Below are 20,358 nucleotides of genomic sequence, written 5' to 3'. Positions count from 1 at the left end.
GGTACGCTATATTATAGAGTGCGCATTAATTTTATGATGTGTGCTTTATTACTATGTGTTCTACATGCCATATGTTACCTACTAAATTGGATATCAATCTCAAATAAAAGGATTATTAGGATGTGGGATGAACGCTATAGCGGCACAGAGTTCGCATTTGGTACCGAACCTAATGATTTTTTGAGAGAGACATTTGAGCAGATACCTGTAGGTGGACACGTACTTTGTCTAGCAGAGGGCGAGGGTAGGAATGCAGTATTCTTAGCTGAGCAAGGCTTCAAGGTAACTGCGATGGATAAGTCCGAAGTAGGTCTGACCAAAGCGAACAAGTTGGCCAGAGATAGAGGCGTAGCTATTATCACGCAAGTAGCTGATTTAGCAGATTACAACTTTGGTCAGGATAAATGGGACGCTATAGTTTCTATCTGGGCACACGTGCCCAAAACGGTACGTCAATATGTACATGCACAAGTTGGCACTGCTCTCAAGCCAGATGGCGTATTTATCGTCGAAGCTTATACAGAACGACAGCTTGAAACAGAGGCAGTCGGTGGACTACCTGCCAGTCAAAGGGAACGTTTTGGCACTTTAAAGAACTTTCAAAATGAGCTTGTAGGGCTGAACGAAGTGACTGGTGTAGAGAAGTTGCGTATGGTATCAGAAGGAAAGCGCCATCAAGGGCTTAGCGCTGTAGTACAGTTTGTTGGCAAAAAAGCCAGCAATTAGCCGTTGTAAGTTAAATCTATTGATCGTTTTAGTAGCTATATATAGTTAGAGAAGATAGTTTGCAAACTATCTTCTCTATGAGCTATTAAGGCTTAATGTTTGATAGTTAGCGACTGGTATCTAATGTCTAGTATTTAATGATTGGTACTTGATAATTGGCACTTAATGATTGGTATCTAATGGCTAATCTTTTCTGTCAATACACCCATGCTATAAAGTATATAGGCAATCACAGTTAATGCGACGATAAATGGAGTAAGTATCCAAATCACAATATTGATTAAAAGTGATGGTAACAATCCATTGAACAATTCAATATCTGGTGCGAAAAAATCGGTCATGACATCGACTGCACGCTTAGCGATAGGGAATAGCAAAGTGCTGAAAGCTAACATATAAATGTACTTACTAAAGCCAGGGTCACTCATGACTACCATAAAGTAGAACACTGTAAAAAACGTGATGCCAAGTGCCCAGCATTTGAGAGTGTAGCTTAAACGAATCATGTTATCTCCTCCCTAAGCTTTCTATTGATCGCTTTACATCGATCGTACACAGAGTAAAGCTGCTCCTATACATTCATTATTTTAAATATATACAATATGTTATAATACGAATATATGGTCACGTCAACCAATTTTTCTATTTATTTGAAATACTTCACAAGTTATTCAACTTAAAAATGTTGTTTTTTTGGGAAGAGTTTCATAGGTATAGTAGAAAATAGCCTAAGCGAATTAAATTTATTCTATTAGAAAATAAAATTATAACTACAACTCATTGCTTGGGCTCAGACCAAAAAACCGCTTATATTCTCGGCTAAACTGACTAGGACTTTCGTAGCCTACTTGCATCGCTATTTGTGATATTTGCGCCCCATGCATCTTAATTAAGCGTCTGGCTTCCATTAAACGTAAGCTTTTTTGATACTGTAACGGACTCAGCTGGGTTATTTCTTTAAAATGCTGATGAAACCCTGAGACACTCATGCCGCATCTACTAGCCAAGCTCTCAACCATAATAGGTTCATCTAGATGTGCCTTTATCCAGTCAGTCGCTTGGGCAATGCGGTGTGTATGGCTACCGCTAACGACCAATTGCTTAAGTTTGTTGCCTTGCTCAGCCAAGAGTAGGCGATAGTATATTTCTTGTTGAATCAAAGAAGACAGAAAATCAATATCGTTTGGATAATCAAGCAAGCGTATCAATCGGTCAAACGCGCCCATTATGGTGTCATCTAAGTGCCACTTTATTCCTAAATGACTGCCTACTACTGGGTCTGTGGTCGGTATCTGCGCTAATACATCTCTAATCATAGCTAAATCTAATTTCATTGATAAAACAATGACAGGGTTTTTTATCGAAGCGTGTTTGATATGCATACTTAGCGGTATATTAACTGGACAGAACATCAAGTTACTATTGTCAAACCTTTGACAGTCAGCACCCAAATAAATCTCGCGTTCTCCCTGCAATACAATACAAATACTTGGCTCTTGAATATAGCTTACGGCTTTGCTTGGTTTGTCCGCGCAGTAAAAGAACAAGCCTGAAACAGCGGACTCGATGGTTTTATTTCTAGGTAGTACTGCTAAAAGTTGGTCAATAGTCGTTTGATTCATCACGAGTGCTTATTTTATAGAGTTGCCTGATAGTATAAATATTTGTAGGATTAGGCAAGAGTTATAGAGGTTTGTTCTAACGTATAAATGCAGAGGATTCTATAATAATCTCATCGCAACAGCGTAAGTACGACCTCTAATAATATGAAACAAGGAATAATTACTCATGAAAATATTTTATAAAACGCGTGCAACCGCTACTGGTGGACGTTCTGGCCATACTGGATTAGACGATGGTTCTTTAGGATTTGACTTGGTATCTTTTCAAGAGCAAGACAAAGAAGGCGTGAATCCAGAACAGCTTTTTGCAATGGGTTACGCGGCTTGTTTTGATAGCGCTTTGAGCATGACTGCACAGCATATGAAATTGCCTGTGACCGCTTCAAAAACCTCTGCGCAAGTAGGTATCGGTATGAAAGCTGACGGTAGCTACAACTTAGAAATAGAGCTGTCTGTAGAAGTATCAGGTATTGATGAAGCGCAGGCGCAGCAGTTGATCGAAGCCACGCATCAGGTGTGCCCGTATTCTAATGCTACTCGCGGCAATGTCGATACTCGTCTAGAAGTGACCGTCGTTTAAGGCTGTTGCGTACAGACTGTTGTTTAAAGACTAGTGACCGTAGACTAGCAATATTAAAATAATAACTCGAATATAAAACGCCTCGATTTATAAGAGTCGGGGCGTTTTATGTTGTCTGGTAGAATCATAAGCTGGAACTTTTTCTGAGCAGTTTAGCTAATGATAGGTTGTTAATAGCATTATTTTATACCGGTACTTTTTTATTTAAGGTAAACACCAAGACCGCGCCCAAAATGACTGTGCTTGCAACTATAAATGGCAAAGTTAGTTGCTCAGATAAAAATATCACACCTAGCAACGCAGCAATCACAGGGACACATAGCTGAACGATAGCGGCTTGTGTGTTTTTCAATAGTGGCATCGCTGTATACCAGATACTATAGCCCAACCCTGAGGCGATCGCTCCGGATGCACAGGCGAGTAGTACACCTTCAATGGTAATACCATCCAAATTGATATTTTTCAAACCTAAGTCATCTAGATACGTCATACCTACCAGTAGTAGTATAGGCACAGCGACTAAACTACGCACAAAATTAAACCCTGTCGCTCGCAGCGGTGAGACACATGATTTGCCGCGTATACTATATACTCCCCAAGCTATGCCGCTCATAGCCATTAACGCTGCAGCCAATGGTGACGGTATGGCAGCGGATGGCAACATCAGATATACAAACCCCGCCACTGCAACGACAAACGCCAACCATTGTAGCGCGCTGAGCTGTTCTTTTTTATAGATACCCCAGCCAATCATCGTCAGCTGAACCGCTGAAAACAAAATCAATGCCCCAGTGCTAGTATCCAGCTCTACATACGCAATTGAAAAGCACAGCGCATAAATCACCAAGCTGAGACTACTTAACCAACTGCCTTTGTCATTTAATATAGCGTGGACAGTAGATTCGTCATGATTAGACGTTTGGCGTCGCAGTCTGTAAGCATGTATAGCCATGATAATGCCTAGACAGGCCGTCGCACTAACTAGCCTAATGATTGTAAAACTCCAAGCATCGATATAGCCTTCTGCCAATGCCATTCGGCAAAACAGGGAGTTTGCGGCAAAGGCGATTAACGCAATAATGGTATAAATAGTGGCTTTCAAAAGTAATTCCTACAATGAATAAATGGCACAAAACAGGCAAGCATAGGATTTTAGTTTTAGGTCGTAAGGTACGCTGTTATAACGATCGTTTTTTCTAGCAAAGATAATAGGTTTATAACTTATCAATCTAATCTATAGCTGTCTCACAGGACAGGATATTTTGTCGTACTTATGGTAAAAAGTCTTTTTTAAAGCAGAATAACGATAGTTGTATTGACGATAAGTCCTAAAAATAGGGATGATGTGCTTCGCATCAAACGAACTATTTGAACAACACTCATTAAACACAATAATCAGATAAATAAATAGGAAAGATAGTATGAATTGGGCAAGTATTTTTATTTATGACACAACTTGGTTGTTTGCCGTAGAAATTTTAATACGTGTCACTGTAATGTTTGTATTAATTATCACATTTTTGCGATTCACTGGTAAGCGCGGCGTCCGTCAGCTCTCTATTTTTGAGCTGACCATTATTTTATCGTTGGGCTCTATTGCAGGTGACCCTATGTTCACCGAAGACCTGCCTATTATCCAAGCGGTACTCATCATGGGTACGGTCATTTCACTCTATAGGCTCTGTACTTGGGCGATGATGAAGTTCCAACCTTTTGAGGACCTGCTAGAGGGGCGCTCAATGTATATTGTAGAAGATGGCATGCTGGTGCTTGATAAGATTAAACAGGGGGAAATGTCACACGATGAGTTTTTTGCTGAAATGCGTCAACAAGGGGTTGAGCATTTAGGTCAAGTGCGTGTCGGTTTGCTCGAAGCTGATGGCAATTTTAGTATCTTGTTGCACACCTCCGAAAAGACAGACTACGGGATGCCGCTTTTCCCTAAGCAATACCGACCAGTCGAGCAAGTAGAGGCAGGTGTTTATTATGCTTGTATGTATTGCGGTTACGTTGATGAAATCTCTGACCCCAATCAGTGTTGCCCGCGCTGCGAGGATAATTGCAATAATTGGGTTAAAGCGTTAAACAATCATATCGTCAAATAATATTACTACTTGGCTGCCTTAGCTCAGTTAATAAGCTAAGGCAGCCAATTTTTTTCAAATTATCAGATAAAAACCTCTCATTTACTGACAGTTTGTCTGACTTGCTTTATACAGCGCATGGCTCTCATCATTTATGTCACTTTATACCAGTCAAGTTTGCGAGTCATCACCATCACGCAGGCAAGTATCACAAAGCAGAATATCGCACCCAGTAATAGATTGAGATCTTCTGTACTTAAAATACCGAAAAACGCAGCATATAGCCCAGCAAGTGTCGCGGTAAAGATTACTGCCCGTTTTAAACCGCCAAATACATAATAGCTATACCAGCCAATAAGCCCAACACAAGCACTGGCCGCTACCATATAGGCTTGCCAAAAGACGATTTGCTCGGCCAGCGGTAGCAACAAGACGTAAAAGCACAGCAGTGCACAACCGACCAATAAGTATTGGATAGGGTGAATACGGCTGGATTTGATCACCTCAAATAAGAAAAATGTACCGAACGACACCAAAATTAATAGCAGTGCGTACTTCATCGTGCGCTCTGTTTGTAAATACACGTCATTTGGCTCCGCGAAACTCACTCCAAAGCTACTTAAGCGCACATCTCGGTCGCTATTGGACACGATATTACCCTCTGCTGTGACAATGCCTTCTATTGCTGTGATAGCCTCATCATCTTGGTCAGCGCTATCGAGCACGGCGCTACTGGCTACCATACATTGGTTGTTGGCAGTGCTGACACACTTTGATAAATTTTGATTGTTAGCGACCGTTAGATATTGATTTTGCCATTTGGCCTCAAAGCCTTTTGAGGTGAATGTTTTAGCATTGGGCAAGGCTCTGCCAATAAAATTTGGGGCATGCCAATTGCTGCGCATAGATAGCTCAAAGTTTTGCCCCGTTGGCACGGTATTTAAGGTGCTAATACCTGAGAGAGGCAAGTCCACCACAATATCAAGCGCTTGATGACGACTATTATCTGATTGCTGACCGTCTAAGTCTTGATGGTTTGGGTTTTGGCTAATAGGCGTTTGTATGTTAGAACTTTGCGTATTTAGTGGTTCGCTATTCAGATTTTCAGCCACAAGGTTTGTTTTTTCTTGCTGGCTTGCGCTCGTTGTGGTTAATCGATTCAAAACATCGTTGGGCAACGATACTTCAACATAGCTTAAGCCATTAAGCATGGCACTCTGCGGATAGGTTGCTTTGATGGCTTGCTTGTCGATCGTTACTGTTGGTAAGGTTGCCACACCGCGCAAATCAGAAACTGGAATAATAAACTTAGCGTCATTCCAGTGTATATCGGTCTTTTCTGTTTTTGTGTTGCCATTGCCATTGGTACTATTGTTAGCTGTGCTAAGGGTTTTTGAGTCGTTACTCACCGACTGGTTATCTGCTATTAAGCGTTGTAGGGTTTGATTTATGGTATAACTTTGATCGAATTTTAACGCGCCGTTATAGCTAGTGGCATGATAAATCCCTCGTCGATAGGTGTCCGTACTGACTTCAAGGTCTTGAGTGGCGCTAGTTTTATTAGCAAAGACCGTTAGCGTCGATGAATAAGCGGATTTGCATTTAGCGGCATCGGTATCGCCTACTATTGAGCATTCTGGCGTTATGGTGGTTGGAATAATGATGAAAGGGGTAATGACTTCTTGCGGATTGACGTGCTGCTGGGCGATTTCCTTCACCACTGATTGTGCATAATATTGTCGTTCAGCGATGACAGTGCGAAACATCATGAGCCCGACGACAAAAATAATGCAGAGCCCCACGATGATAGTCAATTTGGTGAATAGTGTTTTTTGCATAAGAGTGCCTCATATGAATCTTTATTCCAAAACTGTGCATATAACAGTCAGTAGGTTCAAAGAAGATCATAGAGGAGAGATAAAGAAAAAATATGTAAGAACGATGGAGAGTGTGTGGAAAAAATAAGCCTTAGTGTTTTCTGATATCAGTATTTTCTGATATCAGTGCTTTCTGGCATCAGTGTTTTTTAGTATCGCCAACGACTTTATCCATGATAGCGAATAACAAGCCAGACAATACAAAGGTCATATGAATAATGACCTTCCACATGAGCTTGTCAGCATCAAGTTCACTCATTCCACTAGATATATCCATAAAGGATTTCAAAAGGTCAATCGCCGAGATAGCAACGATCGCTCCGATAACTTTGAGCTTTAGGCCAGAAAAGTCTACTTTGCCCATCCAGCTAGGACGATCATCATGGGTGCCAGTATCGATTTTTGAAACAAAAATCTCATAGCCACTGAATATAATGATAAGCAATAAACTGGCAACCAGAGAGATATCAACCAATACCAATATGTCTACAATCACACTGGCTTCAGAGGCCGTGAGAATGTCAGCGAACATATACCATAGTTTTTGGACAAACTTAATAAATAATAAAATAATGCCTAGCACTAATCCTAGATAAAAAGGCGCCAGTATCCAGCGGCTATTAAATATGGTTTTTTCTAAATAAAGCTCAAACTTCTTTAGCATGGGTATCTCTTAGGTTTCAAATACAAAAAATTTTTAAAGACAAGAAAGTCTTAAAGAAACAAATATGAATAAGTTTTTGGGTATAGCTGTTTAGCTTTAGTCAGGCAATATGTTGTCTATATTAGCGAGCTTCGCTACTACTTGCTTAACGCGTTCTTTTCTATCGCCACCAATACGCTGAAATGGTTTTTGATGCTTGCTTAATTGACTGGCAAAATAAGAACTTATCTCATCACGTAGGTGCGGACTGTCTCGCAGGTCATCAGCCACCCAAGGCGTATCAACATCAGTCAATAATATCAAATCATAGTGATGCGCCAATGCTGCTTGCTCAAGGGCCGTAGGGCAGTCGCCATAATACCAATAGGAATAAACCATTAGCTCAAACAGGCTGGTATCACAGAACAAATACTGGCTAGCATGAGGCATCTGAGCAACTTGTTTGGCTAGGGTGTTTTCTAGTGTAATTTGCCCCTGTGCGATAGGTAGGAGATCCTCCCACGTACAAGTCAGGCGCTCGTCATCCCACTTTGCTTGTAAGTAGGTGCGCATATATTCTGACACCCAAGAACTATTAAAATGAGCTGCCAAATCACGACATAATGTCGTCTTACCCGTACTTTCTGCACCTAAGACCGCGACGTTGATGACAGATTTAGGCGTATGCTGCTCGAGGTTGTATACGGTAGCGTCGTTGCCATTCATAGTATGCCCAGATTGCGATAAGAGTGAAGACTACATATTGTAGCGCGGTAAAAGTAAAACCTTTATAAAAGTATAGCGGTACCGATATCGCATCAGCGATGATCCAGAGTATCCAATGCTCGATTTTACGCCGTGCCATGAGCCACATTGCCATCAAAAATAAAGCGGTAGTGAGCATGTCAGTATAATCGACCCAAGTAAATAAATGGAGTCCAAGTACCGCACCGTCTAGGCTAAAGCCATTATTAATCACTGGACGGAAATAATAAACCAATCCTACAAAAGCTACCGTTCCTGCTGCCAAAGCAGAGAGGATAGGGATGTCGTCTGCATGCAAATGCTCAATACGGACGTTATTGGCATTTGACTGCTTGTGCTCAACAGACTGGTTTTTCTTATTCTTTGACCAGTTAATCCAGCCATACAAGCTCATCACGGTATAGTAAGCATTGATAAACATATCGCCAAACAGCTGCCACTTCCATAGTAGATACACAAATATAGCAGTGCTGACCAGTCCGATAGGGAAGACTAGAATATTGGTTTTGCTGGCGAGTAAGACACTGGCCACACCGAAGACAACAGCAATCAATTCAAGGACGATGAATATCGTAGAGTAGTCAGCGTATTGACCAAATAACCAGTTGAGAAGTTCTGCCATTAGCATTCCTAAGTATGAGCGTGTGTCAATGTTCTGAATAATTAAGATCGTTCGACAAATAGTACAGAATAAAATGATGCCAATTATAACGTAGCTACCGAAAAATGCGGCCAGTCTTTGCTTATTTATGGCAACAAACAGGTTATTTGTAACAAAGTATTAGAAAAATTATAATATTCAGGCATAATAAACACACTGATTTTAAGTTTACAGTTATTCACTCAAATTGAATGGCTATTATTTCCACATTTATGCTTATTCCAAGCACCACAGTAGTAGACAAGGAAGCTTATCATGACGACTTGTATCACAGGCACTGGTCTTTATATCCCACCTTACAGCATTAGTAACGAAGAGCTAGTTGAGTCATTTAACCAGTATGTTGAAAACTATAATACCGAACATGCTGAAGAGATAGCTGCAGAGACAGTGACGGCACTTGAGCCTTCTTCAGCTGCCTTCATCGAAAAAGTATCTGGTATCAAATCACGTTATGTGATGGAAAAAGAAGGTATCTTAAATACTGAAATCATGGCGCCAGTTATCCCTTACCGTAACTTGGGCGAAGAGTTGTCAGTCATGGCCGAAATGGGTGCAGCAGCACTGAGAGACGCTTTGGCTGATGCTGGACTTGAGGCCAACGACTTAGATGGTATCATCCTTGCTTGCTCAAACTTCCAACGTACTTATCCTGCGGTTGCCATCGAAATCCAAAACGAAATTGGTATGATTGGCGGCTTTGCTTATGATATGAACGTTGCGTGTAGTGCGGCGACGTTTGGTCTGTCACAAGCACATGGTTCTATCATCTCTGGTTTGGCCAAGCGTATTGCTGTGGTCAACGTTGAGATTACCTCAGCGCATCTAAACTGGCGCAACCGTGACAGCCACTTTATCTTCGGTGATGTAGCGACTGCTTCTATCGTTGAAGAATTAGATACGCCAAAAGGTTATGAGATTCTAAACTCTAAGCTATTTACTCAGTTTTCGACCAACATTAAAAACGAATATGGCTTTATGGATCGCTCAGAGTATCTAGCAGCACAGACTGAAATGTATCCAGATATCAAAGCACCGGTCACTGACAAGCTGTTTTTGCAAAACGGTCGTAAAGTATTCCGTGAAGTCTGTCCGAAAGTGTCAGAGATTATCACTGAGCACTTGCAAGAAAACGACATCCCAACATCTGATGTTAAGATGATGTGGTTGCATCAAGCCAATGCCAATATGTTGGATTTGATTCTACGTACCGTGGTTGGTAAAGATGCCGATAAATCGATTGCTCCGAGTGTTATTGCTGAATTTGCCAATACCAGCTCAGCGAGTCCTATGATTGTATTCCATCGCCACAAAGATGACTTAGTATCAGGCGATCTGGGCGTTATTTGCTCATTTGGTGCAGGTTACTCTATTGGATCGGTCTTAGTTCGCAAGGTCTAATACTTTGACTACTTGTTTTGATAAAAATAGCTAAGAATATTCTTAGCTATTTTTTTGTCTGTTGTTTTTGCTATTGAAATTAAGCTGTGACATCTAAATATAAACAGAGATGTTGGAGAAGATAACATCGAGATTACCGACAATATCAACAAGAATGATTAGAGGTTTTAATTTACCCCAAAAAATTTGCTATAATCACGGGCTTATTCCTCTTATCTAATTAAAAGTCCTTTTATGAAAGAATCCTTACGCCTGCGTTTAGACCAGATGGTAGACCGTTATGAAGAGGTCACCGCTTTATTATCAGATCCTAGTGTCATTAGTGATAATAATAAGTTCCGTGAATTGTCTGTTGAGCACAGCGACTTGATGGAGATCACGACGCTGTGGCAAAACTACGTGGGTGCAGAAACGGATCAAGCTGATGCAGAAGCGATGCTAGCCGATGCAACAGATCCTGACATGAAAGAGATGATGATCGATGAGATTGAGAGTGCGCGTGATACCATCGTAGAGATGGAAGAAGCGCTCAATCTAATGATGCTACCAAAAGATCCCAACGATAAAGTACCAGCGTTTTTGGAGATTCGTGCAGGGACAGGCGGTGATGAAGCAGCGATTTTCTCTGGTGACTTGTTCCGTATGTACCAAAAATACGCGCAGAGCCAAGGCTGGACACTAGAAGTGCTCTCTGCAAATGAAGGTGAGCATGGTGGTTATAAAGAAATCATCACTCGCGTATCTGGCAACAGTGTATATGGTCGCCTAAAGTTTGAATCGGGCGCTCACCGTGTACAGCGTGTCCCTGAGACCGAAAGCCAAGGTCGTGTTCACACATCAGCTTGTACGGTTGCGGTCATGCCAGAAGTTGAGATTGATGATAGCGTCGATATCAATCCTGCTGATATCAAGATGGATACTTTCCGCTCAAGCGGCGCGGGTGGTCAGCACGTGAACACGACTGACTCTGCCGTACGTTTGACGCATATTCCAACGGGTACCGTGGTAGAGTGTCAGCAAGAGCGTAGCCAACACAAAAACCGTGCGCATGCTATGAAAATGCTGGTCTCTAAAATTCAACAAGCCAAAGTGCAAGCACAGGTCGATGTGGCGGACTCTATACGTCGTGACTTGGTCGGTAGTGGCGATCGCTCAGAGCGTATCCGTACCTATAATTTTCCACAAGGCCGCATGACCGATCACCGTATCAACCTTACCTTATATAAACTCGACTCCATTATGGAAGGCGACTTGGACGAGATTCTTGATGCACTACTGCGTGAGCATCAGGCTGATTTGATGGCCAGTATCGGTGGCAATGACTAGTAGCTAGTCTTTAAGAGTACCAACAGTTTTATCGTTTTTATCACCATGTCTGTTCTTATAATAATAAGTATTGATTTAATTTTTCTGTTTTCGTTTATCCATTTAATTACCTAAAAATATTGAGAGTGTTATGTCAAAGCACAATAATCAGAACCAAGATCAAACCCCAGTCGTAGAAGATGCTAACGAGCTAATCGCACAACTGCAAGCCAAGCTAGACGATATCAGTGCTTCAGGTAAACAGCCGTATCCTAATACGTTCAAACGCACTGATTATGCGCAAGACTTACAGACGGCTTTTGATGGTGTCTCAAAGCAGGAAATTGAAGAAAAAGCAGCAAATGGTGAAAAAACACAGGTCAACGTGGCAGGTCGAGTCATGCTCAACCGTGGTTCGTTTATCGTGATCCAAGATATGACAGGCCGTATTCAGTTATATGTAGCACGTAAAGAGCTTGATGAGGAAACGCGTGCGAGCATTAAATCACTAGATTTGGGTGACATCGTTGGGGTGTCAGGCTACATCGGTCGCTCAGGTAAAGGCGATTTGTATGTGCATATTGAAGAAATTACGCTACTGACCAAATCACTACGTCCAATGCCAAACAAGTTCCATGGCTTGGCTGATGTCGAGGCGCGCTATCGTAATCGTCATCTTGATTTGATGACCAATGAGACGACTCGCAATACCTTTATGGTTCGTAGTCAGATCGTTAGTGGTATTCGTCAATTTATGCTCAATGAACGTTTTATGGAAGTCGAAACGCCAATGATGCATCCGATACCAGGCGGTGCAGTAGCTCGTCCGTTTGAGACACATCATAATGCATTAGACATGCCTTTATATCTACGTATCGCGCCTGAGCTTTATCTTAAGCGTCTGGTTGTTGGTGGGTTCGAAAGAGTATTTGAGATTAACCGTAGTTTCCGTAATGAAGGGGTTTCAACCCGTCATAACCCTGAATTTACCATGATTGAGTTCTATCAAGCCTACGCTGATTATCATGACTTAATGGATTTGACTGAGCGTCTGTTTAATCAGTTAGCAATAGATGTGTTGGGCACAACAGAGCTTACGTATCAAGAAGAAGCCATTAGCCTAAAAGCACCATTTGCTCGTCTGTCAATGTCTGATGCGATTGCAAAATATGCTGAAAACTTTGATATGACACGTATCAATGATCGTGAATACCTAGCAGAATATGCATCTACGACACTTAAGCAGCAAGTCAAAGATGTGTTTGGTGTGGGTAAACTACAGACAATTATTTTTGAAGAAACGGCTGAGCATCAACTGCGTCAGCCAACGTTCATTACTGAGTACCCAGCTGAGACTTCACCACTAGCGCGCCGTAGTGATGACAATCCTGAGATTACCGATCGCTTTGAGCTGTTCGTTGGTGGTCGTGAGTTGGCCAATGGCTTCAGTGAGCTTAATGATCCAGCAGACCAAGCCGAGCGTTTCCGTGGTCAGGTCGCTGAAAAAGACGCTGGCGATGATGAAGCCATGCATTTCGATGAAGAGTATATCGAAGCATTGTCTTATGGTTTGCCACCGACAGCCGGTGAGGGTATTGGTATTGACCGTCTAGTAATGCTATTTACCGACTCTGCTAGTATCCGTGATGTGATCTTGTTCCCGCATATGCGCCGCAAACAAGATAGCTAATGTGGGTTTGCTTGCTATAAATCCAAACTGATACTTAACTCAGCATAAAAAGCTTTTGCTCATTTTCACAGAATGGGTATCAGCTTTTTTGTGAAATATCGTTTATAGAGGTATTATGGATATTCAGCAAGCATCACATGCGCCATGGCAAAAAATGATTCAGCAATGTTTTTTATCATTGTATGAGTTGCCTGATGACAAAATCACTGACTCTGATCATTTTCAGGGTTATGATTTTGTTTTTGAGTTTTCTGGCGCTACTATTTATCTGCTCGTCAATACGGTTGTGATGCAAGCGAATAGACAAGAAGTGGATAATCCTAGAGTTCGTGAGTGGAGAAAAGAAGTTGTTAACCAACTTATCAAACGCCACGCTCAGATTTATCAAAAAAACGATAGCCTAATTGTAGATAGAAATACCGTGACAACTGATAAAGCGGTTTATTTTATCGGTTTAACGTCATTGTCTATTAATCATCAAGACGATCAATCGGGCCATTCATCTTATGCAGTTGGCTACGAATATGGCAGTCGGTTTTTTGCAGAAGACTGTGTTTTAGACTTGGATGATGAGCAAAGTATCCTACAAGTCTTTAGTCATCAAAACTTCGTTGATATCCTTAATCAGTTAGTGACGCCAAGTGATTTAACAACCTTTTTGGATTTCCATCGTCGTCAACTGTCTAGCTTTGCATCATTTCAAAACGAATCAACATTGCTTAAACAGTTTCTACAATCACCTGACTTTCATCAAAGAGCGATTAGGGTGCAAGAGCAGCTAATCGATAACGAGTTAATTGAGCAAGTTGAATTACGCTTACTTAAAGCAGTAGAGCCAAATCAGACTGTGTATGCCGATGCCTTAATGGCTGAGATGCAAAAAAATACTGGGATGTGGTTCAAGCTGTTTAACAGTGTTCTTGAGCGTTATTATGAAGCGGGTAGACCTTTACCAAATGAGCAGGTTGATATTTTGGTAGATGAGTCAATCTATACCTATGCGTGTCTAGTAGAAAAAATCTTAGCTTATAGAACCATGGATCAAGACTCGCGCTGGAATGGTTATGTCCGTCATGAGCATTCTTATCATGTATTTGGACGCCATTATCTCATGGTGTTTTATGCGCAAGACGATAGCAGTTCGCTGAGCGCAGAGAATGTTCGGCTCTCTTATAAAGATTTATTGTCAGATACCAATGTCCAGTTACAGGAGCCTGTAATGGACGATTTGTTTTTACTGGGCGTAGAGTTTCGGCCATGTGAAGACAGTGTAAACACTGAGGTTTATCTAGATATATTTCATCAAGCAGGCTCATTGATTGATGAAAGTACTCAGCGTTTATATGACCGACTGGCCCAACTTCAAGCTCAGTTATAATCTGAACATAGTATGATTCATTAACCCGACGCTTCCTTTATATTTGTATTATTTACATTGGCATTTCTTATGACGCAGCAATATCAAGTTTTAGCTCGCAAATACCGACCAAAAAACTTTCATGAGTTGATTGGGCAGACGCATGTGTCTCAAGCGTTGATTAATGCGATTGATTACAATCGTCTGCATCACGCCTATCTGTTTACAGGTACACGCGGTGTGGGTAAGACGACGATTGCGCGTATTTTATCTAAATGCTTGAACTGTGATACAGGTATTACCAGTACCCCTTGCGGCGTATGTGATAACTGTGTTGCTATTGATCAGGGGCGTTTCATTGATCTTATTGAGATTGATGCCGCTTCTCGTACCAAGGTCGAAGATACGCGTGAGCTGTTAGACAATGTGCCTTATGCGCCAAGCCAAGGGCGTTATAAGGTCTATCTGATTGATGAAGTACATATGCTGTCTACGCACAGCTTTAACGCGTTACTTAAAACGCTAGAAGAGCCACCTGAGCATGTGAAGTTTTTATTAGCGACGACTGATCCACAAAAGTTACCGATTACGATTATTTCGCGCTGCTTGCAGTTTGTACTACGCCCATTACCACAAACGTTACTTAGCGAGCACTTGGCAAATATCTTGACTAAAGAGCAGGTAGGCTATACTCAGCCAGCTATTTGGCAGTTAGCAAGTGCAGCCAAAGGTTCTGTACGTGATGCTCTATCATTGACCGATCAAGCCATTGCTTTTGGCCAAGGCGCATTGGATGATGCTACTGTCAATGCAATGCTTGGTCTTATTGATGCTGCTGACTTAGTGCGTCTAATCACAGATATTTATAATCATGATAAGTCTGCGGTTGCTGCTCATATTGAGCAAATGCGCGCGCAAATGGTCGATGCGACTAGTATGTTTGATGGGCTCGCTGAGCTATTACATCAATTGGCGTTGACTCAGCTGTTACCTGAGGTCGCTCTCAATGTCAATGAGGCACAAGCAAAAGACATTTATACGCTAGCTCAGCATATCAGCCCTGATGTCTTGCAGCTGTATTATGAGATTGTTGTACAAGCCCGTGAAGGTGTCAAGCTTGCAAGTACACCGATGCAAGCGCTTGAGATGTGCACCTTACGATTACTGGCGTTTCGTCCATTGCCAGTAGATGAAGTCTTGAGTAATACTTATGATAGTGATGGGTCTGCTACAAAAGTACCAGCTATAGAACCAGTTTCTTCGACATCAGCTCCAGATGCTATTGCAAATGAAGCGTCAGCACCGCCGCCAGAGCTTTATAGTGTTGACTATCAGACTTCAAGTCACGATGAGCTGCAAAGCGGTATTGATTATAATGACAATTTAGCGCAGTCAGTGACTAGTGCTAAGCCTGAACCAGTTGTTGAGCCTGAACCAGTTGTTGAGCCTGAACCAGTTGTTGAGCCTGAACCAGTTGTTGAGCCTGAACCAGTTGTTGAGCCTGAACCAGTTGTTGAGCCTGAACCAGTTGTTGAGCCTGAACCAGTTGTTGAGCCTGAACCAGTTGTTGAGCCTGAACCAGTTGTTGAGCCTGGCGCAAATGATTCTCAGTTAACAGCACACTCTGATGAAGATCCACGCACATTGCTGCGTTGTCCACCTCAAGAACTGACAGGCGAGTGGAACCCAGAAAAGTGGGACTACTGGTTGCAAACTGCTCGTGAAAGCGAGGTATTGGCACAAGATGAGCTAGCACTGGCACGACAAGGTACAATGACTGGTCAATGCAATGGCAAAGCCACGTTTTTGACCAGTGTTGATAGTAAGCATTTGCAGGTCACTTTTCAGCAATTGGCAGCTAAGCTACAACAGCAATTTACGCAAGCTGACATTGACTTGAAAATTGATAGTAGTATTATGCAGACCGAAGATAAAACCCCAGAGCGCCGACAGAAAAAACGTTTAGAGCAAGCGAAAACCGTTGCTGAAACGAAATTACTAAAAACACCAGTAATGCAGTATTTAACTGAACGTGGTGAGGGTAAAATGGGTAAAGTACAGCTGTATTAAGATTTTAGAGCAGTGTTTGCTCAAAATATCTAAAAGTATATTTATATATTGAACGTAGTTTTATATTAAATATCAAGGTGATAGCAATATATCACCTTGATATTTTTGTTTTTATTACGGGTCAAAATATATTTATCAAACAAGAGAGAACCATTTGATAACGATAAGATGAATGTAAAGTCGTTATAATGGTTAAGTTATATTAAAAACTGAAATGACGTTTAGGTGAGAATATGTTGGATAATTTACGCGGTATGGCTGTGTTCGCCAGTGTGGTCGGACATGGCTCTTTTAGTGGCTCAGCACGTGAGCTAGGTATTACAACCAGTGCAGTCAGTCAGCAAATTCGTTCGTTAGAGAACGAGCTTGGCGTGGTATTGCTACATCGCTCAACTCGTAAGCTAAGCTTAACAGAAGCTGGTGAGAGCTTTTACGAAGCGGCAAAAGATGTCGTCAGTGCAGCAGAGCAAGGGCGTATCAAAGTTAATCAATTGCGTGATGAGCTAGCAGGTAGCTTGCGTGTATCGACGACTCCTGAGCTTGGTGTTAATCATATACTGCCAGCACTCTCTACGTGGATGGCGGCACATGATGATCTTAGTGTCACTTATCTAGCCGACAATCATTATATTGATATGATTGATGAGCGTATAGATATTGCTATTCGCATGAGTCCATCGATTAATGACTCTAGTCTGAGCAGTCATCCATTGACCGATGTACGCCAACTATTGGTTGCTTCACCTCAGTATTTGCGTCAGCACAGTAAGCTAAATACGCCTAAAGATTTGGCTGAGCATCAACTGATCTGTATTGAGATCATGAAAGATGCCAATCAGATCGATATGATTCAGACTGAAACTGGTAAAAAAACGCGTGTCAAAATGAACTCACGTATTTATACCAACAACGTATTCATGGCAACGACGTTGGCTAAAGAAGGTCACGGTTTGGTTAGAATGTTAGAAATGGACGTCAAAAAAGAGCTTGAGAGTGGTGAGCTGGTAGAAGTGTTGACTGGCTATCAGTTACCAAGCTTTGTGCTATATGCGGTCACTTTAAATCGCGACCAACAGCCAGCCAAAATCACTCGTTGTCTAGAAGTACTAAAAAAATACTTCCATGCAAATTAAGTGTTGTTCTCACTACGCACGAAACGTTTTTAGTTAGCAGTTAGCAAAAAGCCTATAGATAATGAATCATCTATAGGCTTTTTTATTGTCTATTACTAATATTGAAGCCTGCTTTAAAATGATGGCTTTAATAAATTAATTAAACGCTCAATAACTTGTGTGCTTTCATCACGGCTCATGTTAAGTGGTGGCAGCAAACGTACAACATGACCACCCGTCACATTAATGATCAGCTTTTGCTCATCACGGGCACGATCTACCAGTTGGTTACAATCCATATCTTCAGGTAGCGCGATACCAATCATCATACCTGCACCGCGACTGCTAACGCCATGTTGACCAAATGTATCAACGATACTTTCTCTAATGAATAAACCCTCAGTCACTGCGTTTTCCATGATATTACTATTTGCTAGCACGTCATATACGCTATGTACCACACGGCTGGCCAATGGTGTACCACCATAAGTAGAGCCGTGGCTACCAGCGCCAAACAGACCATTGGCACGGCCACGTACCATGCACGCACCAACTGGGAAACCATTACCTAGACCTTTGGCTGTCGTCAACACATCAGGGCGAGCATTGCTGTGTTGATAAGCAAAATATCTACCCGTACGGCCATTACCTGTTTGTACTTCATCCAGCATAAATAGCCAGTTATGAGCGTCACATTCCGCTTGCAGCTCTTCAAGATAAGTAAAGCCATTAGCTGCAGTGTTTAGGCCACCTTCCCCTTGGATCGGCTCTACAAAGATAGCGCAGATATCATCATGTTCTTGAGCAGCTTGTTTGACGGCAGCGATATCGCCAAATGGCACACGAATAAAGTCCTCATCTAGCGTATAAAATCCTTCACGTGCTTTTGGATTTGCAGTAGCTGACAAAGATAATAACGTACGACCATGGAACGATTGCTCCATTACGATAACTTTTGGACGTTTAAAACCTTGTTTGTACGCGTATAAACGTGCCAGTTTTAATGCAGCTTCATTGGCTTCGGCGCCGCTATTGGCAAAAAACACGCTGTCCATTTGGGCGGCGGTACATAGTATCTCTCCAGCACGCTCTTGCCAATCAATGCCAAACAAGTTGCTCGTATGAATTAACGTACCTGCTTGTTGCTGAATCGCGTCAGTGACTTGTGGATGACAGTGTCCTAAGCCGCATACCGCGATACCAGTTAAGGCATCTAAGTAAGGCGTGTCATCTTTGGTATAGAGCCAACTGCCTGCACCGCGTGTAAAGCTGATTGGTTGACGATTATAAGTGGGCATCAGGTAAGTAGCAGACATGTAAAGCATCCTTGGTATAATAATTGAGTAAAAGTGTGGGTTATAGCTCGTCAGAAAAAGGCGTGGTTTCTGCAGGTAAGGTGTAATCTTCGTTTGCCCAAGCACCTAAGTCGATCAGCTTGCAGCGACTGCTACAAAACGGCTTATATTTATTGTCTTGCCAGGCCGTCTGGGTACCGCAACGTGGGCAAGGGTAGGTCTTTGGGGGCGTATTTGCAGTAGAGTCAGTCATAAGAAAAGAGCAATGTCCTAAATGTTATTAGTATTGGTTGCATATGGCACGAGCAGAAAACGCATCCGTCATTTAAATTACGACTAAACGAGGCGTACTTGCTGTCGCTGTATTACTATTCAATTGGATTGACTATATAATAGCATGGGGCCGAATAATGACAAAAGACAAATGCTTTAAGGATAGTAGATGACCGACAATATTGATCTCACGCATCAGCAAGAGCGTGCCTTTCAACCACAAAAACTGTCAGCACCGCGTGACTTTATTATTCCAAATATTATTAATGACAATAAAAATGAAAAACCGTTAATGCTAGAGATTGGGGCAGGGAAGGGTAAGCATGCACTTAGCTTTGCCGCACAAAATCCTGACAAGCATCTGATAGCCATTGAACGCACGCGTAATAAATTTGAAGCATTCTCAAAATTAGCCACTTTACAAAATCTATCAAACCTAGATGCGATTCATGCGGATGCGACTGCATGGACAGTGCATGCAATCAAACCAAACAGCTTGGCTAAAATCTTCATTCTTTATCCCAATCCTGAACAGCACAATCCAAATCAGCAATGGCTGAACATGCCTTTTTTTGAGTTTCTCTTATCACGCTTGCAGGTGGGCGGAGAAGTGATATTAGTGACCAATATTGAATCCTATATGGACAATGCAGAACACCAAGCAACTAAAGTGTGGTGTCTACCATCAACACGTTCTCGAGTACCAGCGACCAGTCAGCGCACTCATTTCGAAGTGAAATATCTTGCCCGACAAGAGGTGTGTTGGGAGCTAAGTATTCGTAAGCCAAAGTGGTATAAGACAAGATTTGACGATTGGCAAGTAAGTGCTATAAGCGAAAAATAATAGCCTAGGTAAGTATAAGGCTTATGTCAGTGATACACAGTAAAGTTAGTAAT

At 41.9% G+C, this 20,358-nt stretch carries 19 protein-coding genes; 10 read left to right on the top strand and 9 right to left on the bottom strand.

The features are described 5' to 3' along the window. The first annotated feature begins 120 nt into the window (after positions 1-120). The gene (locus tag ACS8FA_RS21985; protein WP_179798995.1) at positions 121-726 is read left to right on the top strand and encodes a class I SAM-dependent methyltransferase; all 606 of its coding nucleotides are present in this window, start codon (positions 121-123) and stop codon (positions 724-726) included. Positions 727-902: 176 nt separating this feature from the next. Here ACS8FA_RS21985 and ACS8FA_RS21980 read toward each other — a convergent pair whose 3' ends face one another. Both ACS8FA_RS21980 and ACS8FA_RS21975 read right to left on the bottom strand, forming a co-directional pair. Beyond that, entirely contained in the window at positions 903-1,232 is a 330-nt protein-coding gene (locus ACS8FA_RS21980) for a hypothetical protein (RefSeq protein ID WP_101205009.1), read from the bottom strand. Positions 1,233-1,496: 264 nt separating this feature from the next. Then, complete coding sequence (locus ACS8FA_RS21975) at positions 1,497-2,348, bottom strand: AraC family transcriptional regulator (protein ID WP_439265402.1); 852 nt, start codon at positions 2,346-2,348, stop codon at positions 1,497-1,499. A gap of 166 nt (positions 2,349-2,514) precedes the next feature. Here ACS8FA_RS21975 and ACS8FA_RS21970 point away from each other — a divergent pair, with 166 nt between their 5' ends. Beyond that, complete coding sequence (locus ACS8FA_RS21970; RefSeq protein WP_160021698.1) at positions 2,515-2,928, top strand: organic hydroperoxide resistance protein; 414 nt, start codon at positions 2,515-2,517, stop codon at positions 2,926-2,928. A gap of 184 nt (positions 2,929-3,112) precedes the next feature. Here ACS8FA_RS21970 and ACS8FA_RS21965 read toward each other — a convergent pair whose 3' ends face one another. Further along, entirely contained in the window at positions 3,113-4,030 is a 918-nt protein-coding gene (locus ACS8FA_RS21965) for a DMT family transporter (protein ID WP_102093024.1), read from the bottom strand. A 319-nt stretch (positions 4,031-4,349) separates the two neighbouring features. Between ACS8FA_RS21965 and ACS8FA_RS21960 the strand changes: the two genes are divergently transcribed. Then, a complete protein-coding gene (locus tag ACS8FA_RS21960; RefSeq protein ID WP_439265400.1) occupies positions 4,350-5,033 on the top strand; it encodes a DUF421 domain-containing protein in 684 nt (227 codons plus the stop codon). A 131-nt stretch (positions 5,034-5,164) separates the two neighbouring features. On the opposite strand, the gene creD is transcribed toward ACS8FA_RS21960, so the two are convergent. The 4 genes from creD to pnuC form a co-directional block, all read right to left on the bottom strand. Next, positions 5,165-6,850, bottom strand: a complete 1,686-nt coding sequence (gene creD / locus ACS8FA_RS21955) for a cell envelope integrity protein CreD (RefSeq protein WP_439265398.1) — start codon at positions 6,848-6,850, stop codon at positions 5,165-5,167. Positions 6,851-7,028: 178 nt separating this feature from the next. After that, positions 7,029-7,553, bottom strand: a complete 525-nt coding sequence (locus ACS8FA_RS21950; RefSeq protein ID WP_101204361.1) for a TIGR00645 family protein — start codon at positions 7,551-7,553, stop codon at positions 7,029-7,031. Between the two features lie 96 nt (positions 7,554-7,649). After that, complete coding sequence (locus tag ACS8FA_RS21945; protein ID WP_439265396.1) at positions 7,650-8,258, bottom strand: ATP/GTP-binding protein; 609 nt, start codon at positions 8,256-8,258, stop codon at positions 7,650-7,652. Continuing rightward, positions 8,209-8,919 carry a nicotinamide riboside transporter PnuC gene (gene pnuC, locus ACS8FA_RS21940; RefSeq protein WP_439265394.1) on the bottom strand — a complete coding sequence of 237 codons (711 nt, stop codon included), beginning with the start codon at positions 8,917-8,919 and terminating at the stop codon, positions 8,209-8,211. Before pnuC ends, ACS8FA_RS21945 begins: the two co-directional genes overlap by 50 nt. A 294-nt stretch (positions 8,920-9,213) precedes the next feature. Between pnuC and ACS8FA_RS21935 the strand changes: the two genes are divergently transcribed. The 6 genes from ACS8FA_RS21935 to ACS8FA_RS21910 all read left to right on the top strand — a co-directional run bounded on the left by ACS8FA_RS21935 (position 9,214) and on the right by ACS8FA_RS21910 (position 17,914). Next, positions 9,214-10,359 (top strand): beta-ketoacyl-ACP synthase III, encoded by a 1,146-nt coding sequence (locus ACS8FA_RS21935; protein WP_057760302.1) that lies wholly within the window; start codon positions 9,214-9,216, stop codon positions 10,357-10,359. A 234-nt stretch (positions 10,360-10,593) separates the two neighbouring features. Continuing rightward, the gene (gene prfA / locus ACS8FA_RS21930; RefSeq protein WP_165596982.1) at positions 10,594-11,685 is read left to right on the top strand and encodes a peptide chain release factor 1; all 1,092 of its coding nucleotides are present in this window, start codon (positions 10,594-10,596) and stop codon (positions 11,683-11,685) included. Positions 11,686-11,815: 130 nt separating this feature from the next. Further along, positions 11,816-13,354 carry a lysine--tRNA ligase gene (gene lysS, locus ACS8FA_RS21925; protein ID WP_102090341.1) on the top strand — a complete coding sequence of 513 codons (1,539 nt, stop codon included), beginning with the start codon at positions 11,816-11,818 and terminating at the stop codon, positions 13,352-13,354. Between the two features lie 115 nt (positions 13,355-13,469). Then, the gene (locus ACS8FA_RS21920) at positions 13,470-14,732 is read left to right on the top strand and encodes a hypothetical protein (protein WP_439265391.1); all 1,263 of its coding nucleotides are present in this window, start codon (positions 13,470-13,472) and stop codon (positions 14,730-14,732) included. A gap of 69 nt (positions 14,733-14,801) precedes the next feature. After that, positions 14,802-16,781: a DNA polymerase III subunit gamma/tau gene (dnaX, locus tag ACS8FA_RS21915; RefSeq protein WP_522901994.1), complete on the top strand. Its 1,980-nt coding sequence runs from the start codon at positions 14,802-14,804 to the stop codon at positions 16,779-16,781. Positions 16,782-17,014: 233 nt separating this feature from the next. Continuing rightward, the gene (locus tag ACS8FA_RS21910; RefSeq protein ID WP_057760292.1) at positions 17,015-17,914 is read left to right on the top strand and encodes a LysR family transcriptional regulator; all 900 of its coding nucleotides are present in this window, start codon (positions 17,015-17,017) and stop codon (positions 17,912-17,914) included. 113 nt (positions 17,915-18,027) lie between these two features. On the opposite strand, the gene ACS8FA_RS21905 is transcribed toward ACS8FA_RS21910, so the two are convergent. Next, positions 18,028-19,209, bottom strand: coding sequence for an aspartate aminotransferase family protein (locus ACS8FA_RS21905; RefSeq protein ID WP_165596986.1), 1,182 nt, complete (start codon positions 19,207-19,209; stop codon positions 18,028-18,030). Between the two features lie 40 nt (positions 19,210-19,249). Then, positions 19,250-19,441: a DNA gyrase inhibitor YacG gene (locus ACS8FA_RS21900; RefSeq protein ID WP_057760289.1), complete on the bottom strand. Its 192-nt coding sequence runs from the start codon at positions 19,439-19,441 to the stop codon at positions 19,250-19,252. A 189-nt stretch (positions 19,442-19,630) separates the two neighbouring features. Here ACS8FA_RS21900 and ACS8FA_RS21895 point away from each other — a divergent pair, with 189 nt between their 5' ends. Beyond that, positions 19,631-20,305: a class I SAM-dependent methyltransferase gene (locus ACS8FA_RS21895; protein ID WP_439267208.1), complete on the top strand. Its 675-nt coding sequence runs from the start codon at positions 19,631-19,633 to the stop codon at positions 20,303-20,305. The last annotated feature ends 53 nt before the right edge of the window (positions 20,306-20,358 follow it).

This window comes from Psychrobacter sp. 1Y1 (assembly GCF_051847395.2).
Lineage (GTDB): Bacteria > Pseudomonadota > Gammaproteobacteria > Pseudomonadales > Moraxellaceae > Psychrobacter.
Note: the sequence above shows the minus strand (reverse complement) of the source record. Positions and strands in the feature narration are given on the sequence as shown.